At 68.7% G+C, this 17,934-nt stretch carries 17 protein-coding genes; 12 read left to right on the top strand and 5 right to left on the bottom strand.

The features are described 5' to 3' along the window. The first annotated feature begins 54 nt into the window (after window positions 1-54). The 5 genes from FFS49_RS30580 to FFS49_RS30560 all read left to right on the top strand — a co-directional run bounded on the left by FFS49_RS30580 (window position 55) and on the right by FFS49_RS30560 (window position 5,392). A complete protein-coding gene (locus FFS49_RS30580) occupies window positions 55-207 on the top strand; it encodes a hypothetical protein (RefSeq protein WP_175918220.1) in 153 nt (50 codons plus the stop codon). A 235-nt stretch (window positions 208-442) separates the two neighbouring features. Further along, entirely contained in the window at window positions 443-2,533 is a 2,091-nt protein-coding gene (locus tag FFS49_RS30575; protein ID WP_105816857.1) for a TonB-dependent receptor, read from the top strand. Further along, window positions 2,533-3,330 (top strand): ABC transporter ATP-binding protein, encoded by a 798-nt coding sequence (locus FFS49_RS30570; RefSeq protein ID WP_105816883.1) that lies wholly within the window; start codon window positions 2,533-2,535, stop codon window positions 3,328-3,330. The genes FFS49_RS30575 and FFS49_RS30570 overlap by 1 nt, the downstream gene beginning before the upstream one ends. Next, window positions 3,327-4,355: an ABC transporter substrate-binding protein gene (locus tag FFS49_RS30565; protein ID WP_105816856.1), complete on the top strand. Its 1,029-nt coding sequence runs from the start codon at window positions 3,327-3,329 to the stop codon at window positions 4,353-4,355. The genes FFS49_RS30570 and FFS49_RS30565 overlap by 4 nt, the downstream gene beginning before the upstream one ends. Further along, window positions 4,352-5,392, top strand: coding sequence for an iron ABC transporter permease (locus FFS49_RS30560; RefSeq protein WP_171026861.1), 1,041 nt, complete (start codon window positions 4,352-4,354; stop codon window positions 5,390-5,392). The genes FFS49_RS30565 and FFS49_RS30560 overlap by 4 nt, the downstream gene beginning before the upstream one ends. Before the next feature lie 50 nt (window positions 5,393-5,442). On the opposite strand, the gene FFS49_RS30555 is transcribed toward FFS49_RS30560, so the two are convergent. Together FFS49_RS30555 and FFS49_RS30550 are read right to left on the bottom strand one after the other, a co-directional pair. Then, the gene (locus FFS49_RS30555) at window positions 5,443-6,819 is read right to left on the bottom strand and encodes an ATP-binding protein (RefSeq protein ID WP_105816855.1); all 1,377 of its coding nucleotides are present in this window, start codon (window positions 6,817-6,819) and stop codon (window positions 5,443-5,445) included. Continuing rightward, window positions 6,820-7,545: a response regulator gene (locus FFS49_RS30550; protein ID WP_046545396.1), complete on the bottom strand. Its 726-nt coding sequence runs from the start codon at window positions 7,543-7,545 to the stop codon at window positions 6,820-6,822. 246 nt (window positions 7,546-7,791) lie between these two features. On the opposite strand from FFS49_RS30550, the gene FFS49_RS30545 reads away from it, so the two are divergent. The 3 genes from FFS49_RS30545 (at window position 7,792) to FFS49_RS30535 (ending at window position 9,599) form a co-directional block, all read left to right on the top strand. Next, a complete protein-coding gene (locus tag FFS49_RS30545) occupies window positions 7,792-8,538 on the top strand; it encodes a MipA/OmpV family protein (RefSeq protein ID WP_071334289.1) in 747 nt (248 codons plus the stop codon). 219 nt (window positions 8,539-8,757) lie between these two features. Beyond that, window positions 8,758-9,087 carry a hypothetical protein gene (locus FFS49_RS30540; protein ID WP_039347574.1) on the top strand — a complete coding sequence of 110 codons (330 nt, stop codon included), beginning with the start codon at window positions 8,758-8,760 and terminating at the stop codon, window positions 9,085-9,087. Between the two features lie 53 nt (window positions 9,088-9,140). Next, on the top strand, window positions 9,141-9,599 hold the full coding sequence (locus FFS49_RS30535) for a DUF3304 domain-containing protein (RefSeq protein ID WP_105816854.1): 459 nt from the start codon (window positions 9,141-9,143) through the stop codon (window positions 9,597-9,599). A gap of 31 nt (window positions 9,600-9,630) precedes the next feature. On the opposite strand, the gene FFS49_RS30530 is transcribed toward FFS49_RS30535, so the two are convergent. The 3 genes from FFS49_RS30530 to FFS49_RS30525 form a co-directional block, all read right to left on the bottom strand. Continuing rightward, window positions 9,631-10,857, bottom strand: a complete 1,227-nt coding sequence (locus FFS49_RS30530) for a transglycosylase SLT domain-containing protein (protein ID WP_105816853.1) — start codon at window positions 10,855-10,857, stop codon at window positions 9,631-9,633. A gap of 87 nt (window positions 10,858-10,944) precedes the next feature. Next, complete coding sequence (locus FFS49_RS42165; RefSeq protein WP_171026860.1) at window positions 10,945-11,103, bottom strand: hypothetical protein; 159 nt, start codon at window positions 11,101-11,103, stop codon at window positions 10,945-10,947. Window positions 11,104-11,260: 157 nt separating this feature from the next. Then, window positions 11,261-12,421 carry a porin gene (locus FFS49_RS30525; protein WP_105816852.1) on the bottom strand — a complete coding sequence of 387 codons (1,161 nt, stop codon included), beginning with the start codon at window positions 12,419-12,421 and terminating at the stop codon, window positions 11,261-11,263. A gap of 534 nt (window positions 12,422-12,955) precedes the next feature. Between FFS49_RS30525 and FFS49_RS30520 the strand changes: the two genes are divergently transcribed. Genes FFS49_RS30520 through FFS49_RS30505 form a run of 4 tightly spaced genes read left to right on the top strand, consistent with a single transcriptional unit; the run spans window position 12,956 to window position 17,930 of the window. Further along, entirely contained in the window at window positions 12,956-13,465 is a 510-nt protein-coding gene (locus FFS49_RS30520; protein WP_039347565.1) for a sigma-70 family RNA polymerase sigma factor, read from the top strand. A gap of 3 nt (window positions 13,466-13,468) precedes the next feature. Beyond that, a complete protein-coding gene (locus FFS49_RS30515; RefSeq protein ID WP_105816851.1) occupies window positions 13,469-14,455 on the top strand; it encodes a FecR domain-containing protein in 987 nt (328 codons plus the stop codon). Window positions 14,456-14,509: 54 nt separating this feature from the next. Next, a complete protein-coding gene (locus tag FFS49_RS30510; protein WP_105816850.1) occupies window positions 14,510-17,095 on the top strand; it encodes a TonB-dependent receptor in 2,586 nt (861 codons plus the stop codon). A 55-nt stretch (window positions 17,096-17,150) separates the two neighbouring features. Then, a complete protein-coding gene (locus FFS49_RS30505) occupies window positions 17,151-17,930 on the top strand; it encodes a hypothetical protein (protein ID WP_105816849.1) in 780 nt (259 codons plus the stop codon). Window positions 17,931-17,934: the final 4 nt, after the last annotated feature.

The following is a 17,934-nucleotide window of genomic DNA, read 5'->3' as shown; positions in this document are numbered from 1 at the left end:
CGGGGCGGACTGCTTTCGCGGGCAAGCGGCCGCGATCGGCCGCAGCTGCGCGACATGTGGGCGCCGGCGTCGGTCGCGGTCGTGAAATACCAGCACGCGTTCGCGGTGCGCAACCGGCTGCGGGGCGACAAGCCGTGGGGGCAGTTCTGTTTCCCCTTGCAGGCGCGACGTGCGGCCACGGCCGCGCACCCGGCCGGGACAACCTGACAAAATCCTGACGAATCAAGATGATATATTGTATCATCTGACGTTTGCGCCACCGGCGGCGCCTGGCGGCCGGGCACGGCCGCGTGCGACGCCACCCTCCGAAGATCGATACGACGTGACGAAAACCAGACACACCCCGGCGCGCGGGGAGCGGCACCGCGCCGCATCGCGCCGGAACGCCGACGCCTGGCGCGTTCGCGCGGCACGCGGCTGTACGACCCTGCTGGGCTGCGCGATGGCGACCTCCGGCGCGTTGGCTGCCGAAGTGGCCGCACTCGCACCGGACGAGCGGCATGCGCTGCCGGCGATCGACGTCAGCACGCGATCCGCACCGGCCGACCCGCTGACGCAACCGCTCGAAACGGGCTCGCGGCTCGGGCTCGCGAGCCTCGACACGCCCGCGAGCGTCGAGACGGTCACGGCCGACACGATCGACGCGCGCGGCGATCGCACGGTGCTCGATGCGGTGACGCGCACGGCGGGGTTCTCGAGTGCGATGGCGCCCGGCACGGGTGGCACCGCGTTGAGCGTGCGCGGTTTCCGCGGGCAGGAATCGGTGATGACGCTGTTCGACGGCGTGCGGCTGATGCCGGCCGCCGACACGATCACGTTCCCGTTCGATACGTGGTCGGTCGAGCGCATCGAGGTGCTGCGCGGCCCGGCGTCGGTGCTGTACGGTGAAGGGGCGATCGGTGGCGTCGTGAACGTGGTGCCGAAGCGGCCGCAGCGCACGAGAGAAACGACACTGCAGGTTGGTGTTGGCCCCGACGGCGCGAAGCGCGCCGCGTTCGATACGACGGGCGCGCTTGGCCCGCGGCTGTCGTATCGCTTCCATGCGAGCGACGCACGCGCGAACGGTCTCGCCGAGCGGGCCGATACGCACACGACGGCCGTCGGCGGCGCGCTGAAGTTCGACGCGAGCCCGAAGCTCACGCTGACGCTCGACTTCGACTATGGCCGCCAGATGCCGGCGACCTACTACGGCGTGCCGGCACCGAACGGCGTGCTCGATCCGTCGCTGCGCAAGGTCAACTACAACGTCGGCGATGCGTCGATTTCCTATTACGACCAGTGGACGCGCCTGTCGGCCAGCTACCGGCCGGCAGCCGGCGTGACGATCGACAATCAGCTCTACTACCTGACGTCGAATCGCCAGTGGCGCAATGCCGAATCGTATGCGCTCGATGCCGCGACGGGCCTCGTCACCCGAAGCGACTATCTCGACATTGGCCACCATCAGCGGCAGATCGGCGATCGGCTGAGCGCACGCTTCGACGGTACGCTGTTCGGCCGCGCGAACCGCTTCGTCGTCGGCACGGAATTCAGCCAGATCACGTTCAGCGGGACCAACAATTCGCCGTACGGCGGCGAATCGACGGTGCCCGCGCACGGCTTCGATCCCGGCGTGTTCACGAGCCCCGACCCGACGGTGCCGCAGTTCAGCACGCGGGCGCGGCAGGCCGCGGTGTTCGCCGAGAACCGGCTCGAAGTGCTGCCGCGGCTCGCGTGGGTGAGCGGCCTGCGCTACGACCACATCGCGTTCAGCCGCGAGCAGGCGGCAACCGGCGCCGGCTTCGACAAGCGCTTCGCGAACGTCGGCTGGCGCACGGGCTTCGTGTTCGAGGTCGCGCCGACGCTCAGCGTGTATGCGCAGTACACGACGGGCGCGGAGGGCCTCGGATCGCTCGTGACGCTGTCCGCGTCGCAGGCGAGCTACCGGCTCGCGACCGGCGAACAGTGGGAAGCCGGCGTCAAGCAGGCGCTGCTCGCCGGCCGTGCATACTGGACGTTCGCCGTATACGACATCACGAAGCGCAACCTGCTGAGCACCGACCCGTTCAATCCCGCGCTGCGCCAGCAGGTCGGCCGGCAATCGTCGCGCGGCATCGAGCTGACGGGCGGCGCGCGGCTGCCGCACGGCTGGACCGTCGATGCGAACGTCGCGCTGCTGCGCGCGCGCTATGACGCGTTCAACCAGAAGGTCGGCAGCGCGACGGTGTCGCGCGCCGGCAATGCGCCGGCCAACGTGCCGCAGCAGACGGCGAACCTGTGGCTCGGCTGGGCGTTTGCCGAGCGCTGGCAGGCGAACGCGGGCGTGCGCTACGTCGGCGCGACCTATGGCGACGACGCGAACCGCGTGCAGGTGCCGTCGTACACGGTGTTCGACGCGTCGCTGCGCTGGCAGCCCACGTCGCGCACCGAACTGGCGCTGACCTTGCGCAACCTCGCAAACCGAACGTATGCGGTGACGACGTCGAACGGCGGCGAGCAATGGCTGCTCGGCCCGTCGCGCTCGGCGGAGCTCGTCGCGACGATGCGCTTCTGATGCGGCGCGGCGAGCCTCCCGTGAAGCACATGCTCGACATCGAACGCGTGAGCTGGTCTCCCGGCAGGGCGATCACCGTGCTCGATTCGGTGACGTTGAGCGTGGCCGAAGGCGAGTTCGTCGGGCTGGTCGGCCCGAACGGCAGTGGCAAGACGAGCCTGCTGCGCTGCGTGTTCCGTTACGCGCGGCCCGATGCCGGCCGCGTCGCGCTCGATGCGCAGGACGTGTGGCGCATGCGGCCGCGCGCGGTCGCGCAGCGCATCGCGGTGCTGCAGCAGGAGACGCCGGACGACTTCGGGCTGACGGTCGACGAACTGGTCGGCATGGGGCGCACGCCGCACCAGCGGCCGTTCGATGCGGAGACGGCGGACGATCGCCGGATCGTCGAATCCGCGCTGCACGACGTCGGCCTCGTCGAGCGCCGTGCGCAACGCTTCGCGTCGCTGTCGGGCGGCGAGAAGCAGCGTGCGCTGCTGGCCCGCGCACTCGCTCAGCAGCCCGAACTGCTGCTGCTCGACGAACCGACCAACCATCTCGACCTGCGCCATCAGCTCGAACTGCTCGCGCGCGTGCGGCGCCTCGGCATCGCGACGCTCGCCACGATTCACGATCTCAATCTCGCGGCCGCGTATTGCGACCGGCTCCACGTGCTCGCGCACGGCAGGGTCGTTGCCTCGGGCACGCCGGCCGACGTGCTGACCGAAGCGCTGCTGCGCGACGTGTTCGGTGTCGTCGCGCTCGTCGATCGCCATCCCGTCACGGGCCGCCCGCGCATCACGCCGCTTCATCCGGAATGACCGCCATGCCGATTCCTGTCTTGTTCTCCGCTGTGTCTTCTGCTTTATCGCCCGTCTTATCGCCCATTTTCCGCCGGCTGGTTGCCGCGACCGTGCTCGGCTGCGCGGCCGCCCAGGCGGGAGCCTATCCCGTCACCGTGCGCAGCTGCGATCGCGACGTGACGTTCGAGCGCGCGCCGACGCGTGCCGTGAGCAACGACGTGAACCTGACCGAAATGATGCTCGTGCTCGGCCTGAAGGACCGGCTCGTCGGCTACACCGGGATCGGCGGCTGGAAGACGGGCACTGCGCGCGTGCGCGATGCGCTGCGCGGCGTGCCCGAGCTGGCGAGCCAGTATCCGTCGCTCGAGGTGCTGGCGGCCGCGCGCGCGGACTTCTATCTCGCGGGCTGGAACTACGGGATGCATGTCGGCGGCCCGGTGACGCCCGCGACGCTCGCGCCGTTCGGCATCCGGTCGTACGAGCTGACCGAATCGTGCTCGCACGTGATGAAGCAGGCGGCCGCGTCGTTCGACGACGTGTTCCGCGACCTGAACAATCTCGGCCGGATCTTCGGCGTCGACGCGCGCGCCGCGCAGGTCGTCGCGGCGATGCGCACGCGTCTCGCGGCGGTGTCACGTGCGATCGGGCATCCGGAGCCGCTGCGCGTGTTCGTCTACGACAGCGGCACCGACAAACCGATGACGGCCGGCGGGCTCGCGATGCCGACCGCGCTGCTGGCGGCGGCCGGGGCGCGCAACGTGATGGCCGACCTGCCGCGCAGCTGGACGCAGGTGAGCTGGGAAAGCGTGGTCGCGCGCGATCCGCAGGTGATCGTGATCGTCGACTATTCGGCCGTGACGGCCGCGCAGAAGCAGCAGTTCCTGCTGAGCCAGCCGTCGCTCGCGCACGTGGCCGCGATTCGCGACCGGCGCTTCATCGTGATTCCGTACGATGCGGCGACACCGGGCCCCGAGAACGTCGCGGCCGTCGAGACGCTCGCCCGCGCGCTGTACCCGGCCGCGTTCGCCGGGCCGGCGCGATGAGCGTGCACGTGCGTGCATCGCGGCCCGCCATGCGCGTGGTGCTGCCGGCGCTGGCGCTGCTGTTGATCGTGTCGATCGTCGCGTCGGCCGCGTTCGGGTCGGCGCCGATCGCGATGCCGGCTGCGGTGCGGATCGTCGCCGTGCACATCGTGTCGGCGTTCGGCGACGCCGGCGCATTTGCGGCGGGGGCGGGCGACGACAGCATCGTCTGGTTGATCCGGATGCCGCGCGCGCTGCTGGCCGCGATCGTCGGCGCGACGCTGGCGGCGGTCGGCGTTGCGCTGCAGGCAGCGACCGCGAACCGCCTGGCCGATCCGCACCTGCTCGGCGTGAGCGCCGGCGCGATGCTCGGCGCTGTCGCGGTCACGGTGCTGGCCGGCGCGGCATTCGGCCCGTTCACGCTGTCGGCTGCCGCGTTCGCGGGCGCACTCGCGGCGACCGCGTGCGTCATTGCGCTCGCTTACCGGCGCGGCCGGCTCGAGTCGGACCGGCTGTTGCTCGCGGGCGTATCGGTGTCGTTCATGATGGCCGCGTTCGGCAACCTGCTGCTGTATCTGGGCGACCAGCGCGCCGCGTCGTCGGTGCTGTTCTGGATGCTCGGCGGCGTCGGGCTCGCGCGCTGGGATCTGCTGCCGGTGCCGGCCATCTGCGCGGCGTTCGCCGGCGGCGCGTTGTACGCGCGCCGGCGCGAACTGAATGCGCTGATGTCGGGCGATGTTGCCGCGGCCGCGCTCGGCGTGCCGAGCGCGCGGATGCGGCGCGAGGTGTTCGTCGTCGCGTCGTTCGCGACGGGCGCGATGGTGGCGGTGAGCGGAGCGATCGGCTTCGTCGGGCTCGTGACGCCGCATCTGTGCCGCCGCGTCGTCGGTGCCGAGCATGGCCGGCTGCTGCCGGTGGCCGCGTTGACCGGTGCGATCCTGCTCGTCTGGGCCGATGTGGCCGCCCGCACGCTCGCGGCGCCGGAGGATCTGCCGATCGGGATCGTGACCGCGATGTTCGGCAGCCTGTTCTTCGTTGCACTGCTGCGCCGCCGCTGAGCGGCGTGCAGGTTAGGCGAGGGCGGCCGGGGCGCCTCCCGCCGGGCGCCTCATTGCCGCGGGATGGCCATGCCGGTGCTGCCGCCGAACGCGCCGGCGTGCGTGAGGGCATCCGGCAAGTCGAACAGGTTGTCCGGCAGCGACAGCGCGGGCAGCGTGATCACGAAGCGTGCGCCGCCGAGCGGTGAATCCTCGAGCCGCACGTCGCCGCCATGCACCTGCGCGACGCGCCGCACGATCGCGAGCCCGAGCCCGAAGCCGCCGGTCTGCCGGTCGCGGCTGGAGTCGAGCCGCTGGAACGGCTCGAACACGCGGGCGCGTTCGGCGGCTGGAATGCCGGGACCATCGTCGTCGACGCTCAGCACGAGCGCGCCCGACGCGTTGCGCTTGGCGGCGAGCAGCACCGTGCGCGATGCGTAGCGCGCGCCGTTGCGGATCAGGTTCAGCAATGCGCGGGCGACCAGCTTCGGGTCGCATACGTGGGTCGCGGGCGCGCCAAGCGCCGACACGTCGAGCGTGACGCCGCGATCGGCGACGTCGTTCGCGACGTTGCCGGCGACGCTGTCGAGCAGCGCATCGACGACGACTTCCATCGGCGCGAGCTGGCTCGCGCCCTGTTCGAGCCGGCCGATCGTGAGCAGCTCGGTGACGAGCTCGTCGAGTTCGCGCACGTCGCGCCGCAGCGCATCGCGGCGTTCGCGCATCCGTCCCGTTTCGTCAGCTTCCGCGAGCAGCGCGAGCCCGAATTCGAGCCGTGCGAGCGGCGTCTTCAGCTCGTGCGAGATGCCGTGCATCATTTCGCGCTGCTGCTTGATCGATGCCTCGATGCACTCGGCCATGTCGTTGAACTGTTGCGACAGTTCGTAGATGTTCGACTTGCCGGACAGCTTCACGCGCGTCGACAGCGTACCGGCGCCGAATGCGCGTGCGGCTTCCTGCAGCCTGCGCAGGTCGCGCCAGTGATAGTGAACCCACAGCACCACCGCGAACAGCGCGCTGAGCGCGAGCAGCATGTATGCATAGATCTTGATGTCGAGGCTGAATATTTCGATCGGCCGCGCATGCAGCACCGAACCATCCGCGAGCGGCATGTAGTAATCCTTGCGGTCGTAGCTGATCGCGATCCGGCCGGCGTCGAGATCGCGCAGCGGCTCGCCGCTCAATTGCGCGCGGGCGGTGGCCATCGGCATGAAGTCGAATCGTTCGTTGCCGTGTTTCGCGAGCTCGCGCAGCGCGAACTTGCGCTGCTCGCCCGGGTGGCGTTCGAGGTAATCGTTGAGCACGAACGCGTAGGTCGTCAACGATTCCCGCTCCGCCTGCGCGCTGCGATCGTAAAAAATCCGGTCGAACGACAGCTGGACGAAGATGATCGACGAAGCGACGAACAGGATCACGACGAGGTAAAGCCGAATCAACGGGCGGAGCATTTATTCGTCCCACGCGGAAGGGCTGAACAGGTAGCCGCGGCCCCAGATCGTCTTGATCTTGTGCGGCTCCGACGACGCATCCTCGAAGCGGCGGCGCAGCTTCGAGATGCCGGAATCGACCGAGCGGTCGAGACCGTCGAACTCGATCCCGCGCAGCTGCTTCAGGATATCGTCGCGGCTCAGCACGGTGCCGGCCGCGCGGGCGAGGATCAGCAGCAGGTTGAATTCGGCTGTCTTCAGGTCGACCGGCTCGCCGCGCCACGTGACGGTGCGGTTCGGCGGCGAGATCGCCAGTTCGCCGAACACGAGCGCTTCGGGCGCGGCCACCGGCGCTTCCGCGGCGGCCGGCTGCGCACGGCGCAGCAGCGCGCGGGCGCGGGCGACCAGCACGCGCGGTTCGATCGGCTTCGTCACGTAGTCGTCGGCGCCCGTCTCCAGGCCCGCGACCTGGTCGTAGACGTCCAGGCGCGCGGTCAGGATCAGCACGGGGACGTTGGTGAACGCACGGATGCGCCGGCAGACTTCCATGCCGTCGAGGTTCGGCAGCATCAGGTCGAGTATCACGAGGGCCGGCTGGTGCTCGCGCACCGCGGCGACGGCGAGGTCGCCGCGTCGCACGACCGTCACCGCGAATTCATAGCCGTCGAGGTACTCGCGGACGAGCTGGGCCAGGCGGTCGTCGTCTTCGATCAGCAGTACACGGTATTTGAGTGGGTCTTCGTTCATGGTCTCCTCGGGGCGCACGCGCGAACTCACGCCCTGGCAAGCCGGTGCGTGGCGCGGCACGCGAATTCTATCCGGTGCACCGAAGGCCGGGGGAGCGGGGCGACAATCTCGAACAATCGAACACAATTGGGCACAGATTCCCCGAATATTCAGGACAGTTGCGGCGCAGGGCGGCACCTAGACTGCGGGCTCCGTCACTCTTATCTCAATATTGTGCGCCCAATACTCCGCCGCTACCGCTATTGCATGCCGCTCGCCGGCCTGACCCTCGCCGCCGCCGCCCACGCGGAAAACCAGTATTCGCTGTCGCTCGGTGGTGGTTTCGCGCCGCGCTACCCGGGCAGCAACCAGTATCGCGGCGTCGCCGCACCGGGTTTCTCTGCGAAGTTCGGCAATGGCTTCTTCATCGACAGCACCCAGGGCGCGGGCTACCGGCTGGACCTGCCGCACGGCGCGTTCGTGTCGGCGGCGGTGAGCTACGACGCGGGTCGAGCCGACGAGAACCGCTTCGACATGCCGGGCTCCGACTACCTGAAGGGCATGGGCCGGGTTCCGGGCTCGGTGCTGGTGGGCGTGCGCGCGGGCGTGACGCTGTTCAACGCGGCGGAACTGAGCGTCACGATCGACTCACCCGTGACGCACACGTCGCGCGGCGTGTCGGGGCACATGGATCTCGCGGTGCCGGTGTTCAAGACCGCACAGCACGAGATCATCGTGACGGGCACCGTGCATGCGGGCTCGGGGCGCTACACGCAGACGTTCTACGGCGTGACCGATGCGCAGTCGATGACGAGCCGGTTCCGGCCGTATTCGACGAGCGGCGGGATCGACAGCGCGTCGATGGCGGTCGCGTGGAACTGGACGCTGTCGCAGCACTGGTCGGTGCTCGCGACCGGTGGCGTGACGCGGCTGCTCGGCCGTTACGGCGACAGCCCGATCGTCCAGTCGCGCAGCAACTACTACGCCATCGCGGGCGCGACCTACAAGTTCTGAGCGAATCGTCGCGGCACGCATCGTGTGGCGCAGTCGGCCTGCAGGTGCCGTCGCGCCGCGCGGCGTGCGGTAACATGCAGGCGGCTTCGGCGGCAGGCCGAACCCGCGGCCGGGGGCACGCAGAATCGCGTGGCCCGGGCGCGCGGACCGAACATGCATGCAACGCCCGGTCGGCGGGAACGCCGCACAGGTTCCACGGGGCGCAACAGGGAGAATCCGATGAAGAAGACGATCGCGATGATGATGGCACTGGTTGCGGGCGCAACGTTTGCGGGATGCACGGACATGAAAACGAAGAATGCGACTGCGGGCGGCATGGTGATGAATGGCGAGCCGGCACGCACGTCGCAGGCCTGCAAGGCAGACGCGGGGCCGGACGACGCGCTGGTCGGCAAGACCGAGGCCGATGCGGCGGCGCAACTGGACGGCTGCCTGTGGCGCGTGCTCGAGCGCGACGGCAAGTCATTGCCGGGCACCATGGATTACCGGCAGGAACGCCGCAATCTCGGCATTCGCGACGGCAAGGTGATCTGGGTGCGGCGCGGGTGAGCGGTGTGGCCGGTGGCGGCGTGCGTGCGGGTACGCGCGTAAATGTTGTCGGCATGTGTGCGGCGCTGGTCGTGCTCGGCGTGCTGGCCGGATGCGGACGACATGACGACGCAGCGTCGCCGGCGCGTCGCACCGTTTGCATCACCGGCTATAACGAGTACACCCGCAAGCTTCACGAGTTCTGGCTCGACAACGAACACCGGTCGGGATGCTTCGGCAATCCTTCTGCACGGGAGGCAGGCGAGGCCTTCGGCGGTGGGGGCGGGTTCGCCTGCGGCTGCCAGGTGACGCCGGGGCAAGCGGCGAAGCTCGCGTGGGTGTTCGCGCAACCGCTGGACGAGATCGAGCGCGGCGTCGCGGCGGAGCACAAGACGATCGACGTGACGATTCCGCAGCCGGAATCGTCGACGTCGCGCTATCTGCGCGTGTATTTCAGGAAGAACGGCACGGCCGAGCTGCAATGGGTGGACGACATGAACGCGCCCAAGCTGCCGCCGACCGTGGCGCAATGATCGCCGCGCGACGCGTGCGATCGGCGGTGCGCTACTTCGAGATGTACCACAGCGCATCCGCGCTCGCGCGCGAAGGCTGAGCGGCCGCAGCCGGCACCTGGGCCGGCGCGGGCGGCGGCGTGTTCGACGTGATCGCGGTCGGCAGCGTGGCCGGAATGTTCGCGGTCGACGGCGAGGCCGCCGTGGTTCCCGACGTCGACGGCGTATTCACGTACCACAGCGCATCGGCCGACGCCGTGCGTTTTGCCGCTGTCGCGGTCGTTGCCGTCGGATTGGCGGCTGCATTCGTCGCCGTGTTCGCCGGCTTTTTCGATCCGGCGGCCGGAGCCGCGCCCCCCGTCCCGGCCTGCGCCGTCATGCCGGCGCCATTGCCCGCGCTACGCTGCGCGCGCGCCTCGAACGGCCCGAGCTGGAAGATCAACGTTTGCGCGGGGCGCGTCAGGACGGCATACGGAAACTGCAGCTCCCACGACATCAGCACGCGCCCGGACGACGTCTCGGTGAAGATCGCCGGCACGTGCTTCATGTCGCTGAACTGCACGTAGATCCGTGCGCCGTCGTCGAAGACCTGGGTCGGCTTCGCCTGGTCCGCGCCCGTGACCGTCCATCCGAAGTTGTACGAGCCGGCCGGGCCGGCGGGGCCGCCCTGCGGCGGAGGCGGCGGCGGGGCCGACGAAATCGTGCGCGGACGCGTGACCTGCTGCGGGGCGGACACGCTCAGGCTGGCGAACGGGTTGTACGCCTCGGCCTGTTGCGGCGGCGTAAAGGACGGTGGAAGGATGGGCATGGGAGTATCCGGCGAATCCGGCATGGTCCGGATTGCATCATAGACCTTGCGCGCATACGCGAGGCGCTTGTCGGGCGATGCGGAGTTGTACGCGCCGATCGCGTTCCAGTTGGCGCCGAGCTGGCGAATGTTCTGCGACAGGATCCACGCGCCGACATACGCGTTCGTGCAGGCATCGAACAGGCTTTCCCGCGTGATGCCTTCGCGCGCGAGCGTCGGCAGCCAAGTGCTGTTGATCTGCATCAGGCCGATGTCGACCGTGCCGTTCGTGTTGGTGTTGACGGCGCGCGGATTCATGCCCGATTCGACCTGCGCGATGCCGCGCATCAGGCTCACGCTCACGTGCTGGAATGCGGCCGCGTCGTCGAGGCAATCGGCCCGCGCGACACCGTGCAGCGCGCACGACATCGCAATCGTCGCGGCGATTTTCAGCGTGGCTCGGCTGATCGAACGGGTTGTATGACGCGGCATGGCAGGATGGGGCGGAATCCGTCCGCCCGATGCAAGGAAATTACGCAGACGCGAAGTGTGCCATAGCGGGCAGGCAAATGGCGCGCGTCAAACTTTCCTTTGCATTTCCCCATGCGTTCGCCACGCATTTTTATCGCGGCCGATCACGGGGTTCGGCGACGCATTATCGGTAAAAATGGCCGGATTTTCGAGCGAATGCCGGGGTAGTGGCGGCGCCGGAATAATGACGCGCTGCGTCATTCGCATGGGGAAATCGGTGCTGAATCAAACCGGACGGAAATCGGGCGGCAGGCGGGTTGAAAAAGGTGAAGAAAAGGCCGTTCGAAAGCATCGGCAGCCGAAGCTGCCGTTTCGGTGAAAGCGGATTCGACCGGCCGCGCGGCGCGCAGCCGGCCGTGTTGCATCAGAAGCGGTGACGCAGGCCGAGGTTGACCATCGTCTGCGAGCTCGTGCCCGCATAGCCGTACGAACCGATCGACGCCTGCGCGGCCATCGAGCCGCCGTTGCCGTCGCCGGTCTGGCCGCTTGCGTGCTGGTACGCGGCGGTCACGTAAACGTCGGTGCGCTTCGACAGGTTGTAGTCCGCGCCGGCCGATACCTGGTGATAAGTGGCCGACGTGTCGCCGCCCGAGCGCGTGTAGCTGTAGCCGACGCCGACCAGCAGTGCATTGGTCGCCTGGTAGTTCACGAAGCCTTGCCCCGTGTTGTAGTGCTCGTTCGAGCCGAACACCGAGCTGCCGTCGCGGCGGTACTGCGCGTTGCTGTAGCCGAGGCCGAACGTGAACGGGCCGGCGACGTACTGGCCCGCGACGCGCGCGATGCCGATCGAATGCGCGCTCGCATAGCCGCTGTTGACCGGGCCGTCGAACGTGCCGTCCGACGAGCTGGTCCAGCCGCTGCGCTGCGTGTTCGACGCGGGGCTGTTGGTCGTGTGGAAGTAGCCGCCCGCGACGCTGAACGGGCCGTTGTTGTACGACACGGCGGCCGAATACGAATTCGCGGCGCCGGTGCTGCCGGCGATGCCGCCGAACGAGTACATCGCCGAGAACTGCAGGCCCGAATAGACGGCCGACGTGTACTTCACCGCGTTGTCGACGCGGAAGCTGTTGTCGTAGTTGTCGACGTCGCCCGCCGTTGCGAAAACGCTGCCGAGATAGTTGTCGGCGGTGATGCCCTGCACGAGATCGACGAGCGGATCGTACTGGCGGCCGAACGTGAGCGTGCCGTAGCGGTCGCTCGTCAGGCCGACGAACGCCTGCCGGCCGAACATGCGGCCGCCCTGGCCCATCCGGCCGTTGCTCGGGTCGAAGCCGTTCTCGAGCTGGAACAGCGCCTTCAGCCCGCCGCCGAGATCCTCGGTGCCTTTCACGCCCCAGCGGCTGCCGGCCAGGTTGCCCGCGCTGCTGTTGCCGAGCATCCAAGCGTTGTCCTTGCCCTGTGCATGGTTCACGTAGGTGATCGACGTGTCGATCACGCCGTACAACGTGACGCTCGACTGCGCATGCGCGGCGGGTATCGCCGCGAATGACGCGACGGAAATCAGCGAGAGGGTCGTGCGTTTCATGTCATCTCCTTGCGCATTGGCTTGTGTTCGTGATCCGGAATGGCAGGAGACTACCGAGCCCGATTAAAACGGCAAAAATGAAATTCTCTTTTGTGGCCTGACGCAGACAGGGGTGTCCTCCGATCGACGCGATCGAGGGATTTGAATTGTTGAAAATTGCGTATCAATCGATTGGCATTTCGCGATTTCGCCATTTGCGGCTTGCATATCTCGCGATAATTTCGCGCAATCCAGGGAGGAATTGAGACGGCCGGGAAATTGTTATCGATCCGTCAAATAACTATTTAATGGATCGAATTGGCCGGGTTGTAATGAATGTGTTAATTACGCGGCGCGCGCGTCCGGCGACGGCCTCGCGGCGGGTGCCGGGTTCCTCATCGTTGGCGCTGCGTGTGTGGCACGCCGTGCGTGTGGTACGCCGGCGCACGCCAGCCACCACCGCGCACCGAAACGCCGGTCGCCGACCTGGTTTTGTATATAATAATCATTCTCATTTACAAAATCGTTGACGCCTGCGCACTCCGGAACCCGGCCATGTCTGCTGACAAGCTGTCTCTCCATCGAGAAATCGACGCCCTTTATACCGGCCACCACGCGTGGCTGCGCGGCTGGTTGAGCCGGAAGCTCGGTTGCGCGCACCGCGCGGCCGATCTCGCGCATGACACGTTCATGCGCCTGCTTGCGCGTGACGAGCCGATCGGTGCCCACGAGCCGCGCGCGTTCCTGACGACGGTCGCGCAGCGCGTGCTGAGCAACCACTGGCGGCGCGAGCAGATCGAGCGCGCGTATCTCGATGCACTCGCGCTGCGCCCCGAAGCGCATGCGCCGTCGCCGGAGGAGCGGGCCGTCGTGCTCGAGACGCTGCTCGAAATCGACCGGTTGCTCGACGGCCTGCCGCTCGCCGCGAAGCGGGCGTTCCTGCTCGCGCAGCTCGACGGGCTCACGCAGGCCGAGATCGCGCGCGAACTCGGCGTGTCGCTGGCGACGGTGAAGCGCTATCTCGTGAAGGCCGGCACGCAGTGCTTCTTCGCGATGGCGGCCTGACCGATGGCTGCCCCGGGAGCGCCGGCGGTGCCGCCGCACGTGGCGCGGCGCGCGGTGGAATGGTGGGTCGACCGGCAGGCCGGCCGCACCGACGAAGCGTTCGACGCCGCGCTCGCGCGCTGGCGCGCCGAGGATCCGGCGCACGACGCGGCATGGCGCCATATCGAAGCGATGCAGCGCAGGTTCGGCGGGCTCGCGGCCGGGCTCGACCCGCAGGCCGCGCAGGCGGCGCTGCTGCCGCCGCGTGCGGGCCGCCGCCGCGCGGCCGTGAAGACTTTGGCCGTGCTGCTGTGCGCGGGCGGTGCCGCATGGATGGCCGAACCCGCGCGGCGCGCGGCGATCTGGCCGGCTGACCTGCGCACGGCGGTCGGCGAGCGGCGCACGGTGACGCTCGCGGATCGCACGGTGGTCGTCCTCGATACCGACACGGCGCTCGACGTGCGCTTCGACGATGCGACGCGCGGCCTGCGCCTGTTGCGCGGCACGATCATGGTGACGAGCGGCCACGACGAGCGCGTGCCCGCGCGGCCGCTGGTCGTCGCGACGGCACAGGGTGAACTGCGGCCGCTCGGCACGCGCTTCGCGGTGCGGCAGCGCGACGGCGCGACCCGCGTCGAGGTGTTCGCCGGTGCCGTGCGCGTGCAGCCCGACGATGCGACGGCCGACGCGCGCGTGATCGCGGCCGGGGAGGGCGCGGATTTCACGCGCGACGCGATCGACGCGCCGGCGCCGCTCGATGCGTATGCGTCCGCGTGGACGGGCGGCATGCTCGTCGCGTCGCGGATGCGGCTGGCCGACCTCGTCGCCGAGCTCGACCGCTATCGCCGCGGCAGCCTGCGCTGCGACGCGGCCGTGGCCGACCTGCGCGTGTCGGGCACCTATCCGCTCGACGATCCTGCGCGCGTGCTCGACACGCTGAAGGCGACGCTGCCGATCGACGTTCACTACCTGACGCGCTACTGGGCGACGGTCGTGCCGGCCCGTTCGTGAGCTTTTTTAAAAAAATGTCTGCCGACCTGAGCTGTTTCTCGATGTTCGCGTGACATGGGTAATGAAAGCAGCACTGGCCCATCGTCCACCGACCTCCCGATCATGGTTTCCATCCGTCTCACGTATCGGCGCCGTCCGGCGCCCGCCCGACATCTGCCGCGCGCGTCGCGCCCGGCTGCATCCGCCGCACCTGCCGCGAAGGGGCGCCTCGCGCGCCGGCTGGCCGGCGCGGTCCTGATGTCGGCGCTGCTGCCGCTGCCCGCGCTGGCCGACACCGACACCGATGCGGCGCCGGCCGCGCAGCGCGCGGCGCGTCGTGCGTTCGACATTCCGGCCGGGCCGCTCGAAGCGGCGCTGAACCGGTTCGGCCGCGATGCAGGGATCCTGCTCGCGTTTCCCGCCGAATTGACGGCCGGCCTGACGAGCGGCGGCGTGCAGGGGCGCTTCGACGTCGACGGCGCGCTCGACCGCCTGCTCGCCGGCACGGGGCTCGTCGCGTTGCGCCAGCCGGCTGGCGGTTACACGCTCAAGCGCGCGGACGGCTCAGTCGCGCGGCCCGCGGCGGCCGGCGTCGCTGCGGGCGCCGAGTTGCCCGCGATCGATGTGCGCACCAGCGCGCTGCGCGCCGAGAGTTATCGCGCGCCGAAGGAAGCGGGCGTGCTGCGTTCCGAGATCCCGTTGCTCGATACCGCGCAGGCCGTCAACATCGTGCCCGCGCAGGTACTGCGCGACCAGCGCCCGCGCAATCTCGACGACGCGCTCGGCAACGTCAGCGGCATCACGCAGGGCAACACGCTCGCGGGCACGCAGGACACGATCATGAAGCGCGGCTTCGGCGGCAACCGCGACGGCTCGATCATGCAGAACGGGATGCCGCTCGTGCAGGGGCGCGCGTTCAACGCGGCGGTCGACAGCGTCGAGGTGCTGAAGGGGCCGACGTCGCTGCTGTACGGGCTGATGGACCCGGGCGGCGTGGTCAACGTCGTCACTAAACAGCCGCAGCTCAAGCGCTACAACGCGATATCGCTCGGCGCGTCGACGTTCGGGCACGGCAAGAACGGCGGCAGCGCGACCTTCGATTCGACCGGGCCGGTCGGCGATTCGCGGCTCGCGTACCGGCTGATCGTCGATCAGTCGAACGAGCAGTACTGGCGCAACTTCGGCGAATACCGGCAGACCTTCGTCGCGCCGTCGCTCGCGTGGTATGGCCGCGATACGCAGGTCGCGGTGTCGTACCAGTACCGCAAATTCCATACGCCGTTCGATCGCGGCACCGCGCTCGACCCGCGCACCAACGCGCCGCTCGACATTCCCGCGCGGCGGCGCATCGACGAGCCGTTCAACAACATGGACGGCGAATCGCACCTCGCGCAGCTGAGCGTCGATCACCAGTTCAACGCGGACTGGAGCGCGCATTTCGGCTACAGCTACAACCGCGAGACCTACGACGCGAACCAGTTGCGCACGACCGGCGTCGATCCGGTGAAGGGCACGATGACGCGCAGCAACGACGCGACGCACGGCTCGCTCAGTACCGACAGCTACGGGATCGGCTACGTGAACGGCAAGCTGATGCTGGGCGGGATGCAGCACGACGTGCAGGTCGGCTTCGATACCGAATACCGCCGCATCTACCGCAAGGACATGCTGCGGCAGGCCGTGAAGACGCCGTTCAGCTATCTCGATCCGGTCTACGGGCTGCTGCCGCCGTCGAGCACGGTGTCGGCGAGCGACAGCGACCAGACCGACACGCTGCACGATGCGTCCGCGTTCGTGCAGGACACGATCCACCTGACCGACAAGTGGATCGTGTCGGGCGGGTTGCGCTACATCACGTACAACCAGGTCGCGGGGCGCGGCCGGCCGTTCGTCGCGAACACCGATCTCAGCGGCTCGAAGTGGCTGCCGCGCGCGGGTGTCGTCTACAAGTGGACCGACACGTTCTCGCTGTACGGCAGCTATTCGCAATCGCTGAAGCCGTCGTCGTCGATCGCGCCGATGACGGGCTACATCATCGACGGCGCGACGCCGCCCGAGGAAGCGACCGCATGGGAAGTGGGCGGCAAGCTCGACCTGCCGGGCGGGATGACGGGCACGCTCGCGCTCTTCAACATCGACAAGAAGAACGTGCTCGTGTCGCAGTACAACGACGCGACCAAGCTGACCGACTGGCGCACGTCGGGCAAGGCGCGCTCGCGCGGGATCGAGCTCGACGTGTCGGGCAAGATCGGCGAGCGCGTGAACGTGATCGCGAGCTACGCGTACATCGACGCGAAGACGACCGAAGACCCGCTGTACGCGGGCAACCAGCTGTGGAACGTCGCGCGTCACACCGCGTCGCTCGCGGCCGTCTACGACTTCGGCACGGTGGCAGGCGGCGACGACCTGCGCATCGGCGCGGACATGCGCTACGTCGGCGCGCGGCCCGGCGATTCGGCGAACAGCTTCACGCTGCCGTCGTATGTGCTCGCCGATGCGTTCGCGACGTACGACACGCGGATCGGCAAGCAGAAGCTGTCGTTCCAGCTCAACGTGAAGAACCTCTTCAATCGCACTTATTACCCGTCGAGCGCGAACCGTTACTTCGTCGCGATCGGCGATGCGCGACAGGTGTCGCTGCTCACCACGCTGCAATTCTGACCATGCAATCGCCGCGCGGCCGTCACGGCGGCGCGCGGCTTCGGAGAAGATCCAGATGAACCGGAACATGAAGACCGGCGCCGTGCGCGCCGTGGCCGCCGGTGCGCGGCGCCGCGCATTGCGCGCGATCGCGGGCTCGGTGCTCGCGATCGGCGCGGGCCTGGGCCTCGGCGCAGCGGTGGCCGCCCCCGCGTTGGCGGCCGATGCGCCGCAGGCCGTCACGCGCGTCGCGATGCTCGTGCAGTTGCGCGGCCCGAACCTGAAGGTCGACGAACGCATCGTCCAGCATCTCGGCGAACGCGGCTACGCGGTGCGCCTGATCGACGAATCGTCGACGCCCGATGCGGCGCGCGACGCCGATCTCGTCGTGATCTCGTCGACGGTGTCGTCGAAGAACGTGCGGCCCGGCTGGCGCGCGCTCGACAAGCCGCTCGTGACCTGGGAGAACGACCTGCTCGACGATCTCGCGATGACGGGCAAGCGTCACGACGTCGACTTCGGCGAAACGGGCAAGGAGCGCTACCTGTGGCTCGTCAATGCGCCGCACCCGATCTCGGCCGGGCTGCCGGCCGGCACGACGAACGTGTACGGCAAGCAGGCGCCGATGAGCTGGGGCAAGCCGGGGCTCGGTGCGATCACGATCGCGACCGTGTACGGCCAGCCCGACAAGGCCGCGATCTTCGCGTACGAGAAGGGCGCGACGATGGACTACGAAGCGCTTGCGCCGGCGCGCCGCGTGATGTTCTTCCTCGACAACGACACGTTCGTGAACCTGTCGCCGGCCGGGGTCGCGCTGTTCGACGCGGTCGTCGACTGGGCGGCCGGGCGGCGCTGATCTT

The organism is Burkholderia sp. 4NA327C6 (assembly GCF_005502655.1).
Taxonomy (GTDB): Bacteria; Pseudomonadota; Gammaproteobacteria; order Burkholderiales; family Burkholderiaceae; genus Burkholderia; species Burkholderia contaminans.
The sequence above is the reverse complement of the archived record's forward strand: the minus strand, read 5'-3'. Positions and strand labels throughout refer to the sequence as shown.

What these genes read in the sequence shown, in the direction of transcription:
- FFS49_RS30520 (WP_039347565.1), top strand. Translation starts at nt 12,956, where the DNA reads ATGTCTGCTGACAAGCTGTCTCTCCATCGAGAAATCGACGCCCTTTAT.
- FFS49_RS30565 (WP_105816856.1), top strand. Translation starts at nt 3,327, where the DNA reads ATGACCGCCATGCCGATTCCTGTCTTGTTCTCCGCTGTGTCTTCTGCT.
- FFS49_RS30540 (WP_039347574.1), top strand. Translation starts at nt 8,758, where the DNA reads ATGAAGAAGACGATCGCGATGATGATGGCACTGGTTGCGGGCGCAACG.
- FFS49_RS30525 (WP_105816852.1), bottom strand. Translation starts at nt 12,421, where the DNA reads ATGAAACGCACGACCCTCTCGCTGATTTCCGTCGCGTCATTCGCGGCG.
- FFS49_RS30575 (WP_105816857.1), top strand. Translation starts at nt 443, where the DNA reads ATGGCGACCTCCGGCGCGTTGGCTGCCGAAGTGGCCGCACTCGCACCG.
- FFS49_RS30560 (WP_171026861.1), top strand. Translation starts at nt 4,352, where the DNA reads ATGAGCGTGCACGTGCGTGCATCGCGGCCCGCCATGCGCGTGGTGCTG.
- FFS49_RS42165 (WP_171026860.1), bottom strand. Translation starts at nt 11,103, where the DNA reads ATGCGAATGACGCAGCGCGTCATTATTCCGGCGCCGCCACTACCCCGG.
- FFS49_RS30570 (WP_105816883.1), top strand. Translation starts at nt 2,533, where the DNA reads ATGCGGCGCGGCGAGCCTCCCGTGAAGCACATGCTCGACATCGAACGC.
- FFS49_RS30530 (WP_105816853.1), bottom strand. Translation starts at nt 10,857, where the DNA reads ATGCCGCGTCATACAACCCGTTCGATCAGCCGAGCCACGCTGAAAATC.
- FFS49_RS30515 (WP_105816851.1), top strand. Translation starts at nt 13,469, where the DNA reads ATGGCTGCCCCGGGAGCGCCGGCGGTGCCGCCGCACGTGGCGCGGCGC.
- FFS49_RS30550 (WP_046545396.1), bottom strand. Translation starts at nt 7,545, where the DNA reads ATGAACGAAGACCCACTCAAATACCGTGTACTGCTGATCGAAGACGAC.
- FFS49_RS30545 (WP_071334289.1), top strand. Translation starts at nt 7,792, where the DNA reads ATGCCGCTCGCCGGCCTGACCCTCGCCGCCGCCGCCCACGCGGAAAAC.
- FFS49_RS30535 (WP_105816854.1), top strand. Translation starts at nt 9,141, where the DNA reads ATGTGTGCGGCGCTGGTCGTGCTCGGCGTGCTGGCCGGATGCGGACGA.
- FFS49_RS30580 (WP_175918220.1), top strand. Translation starts at nt 55, where the DNA reads ATGTGGGCGCCGGCGTCGGTCGCGGTCGTGAAATACCAGCACGCGTTC.
- FFS49_RS30505 (WP_105816849.1), top strand. Translation starts at nt 17,151, where the DNA reads ATGAACCGGAACATGAAGACCGGCGCCGTGCGCGCCGTGGCCGCCGGT.
- FFS49_RS30555 (WP_105816855.1), bottom strand. Translation starts at nt 6,819, where the DNA reads ATGCTCCGCCCGTTGATTCGGCTTTACCTCGTCGTGATCCTGTTCGTC.
- FFS49_RS30510 (WP_105816850.1), top strand. Translation starts at nt 14,510, where the DNA reads ATGGGTAATGAAAGCAGCACTGGCCCATCGTCCACCGACCTCCCGATC.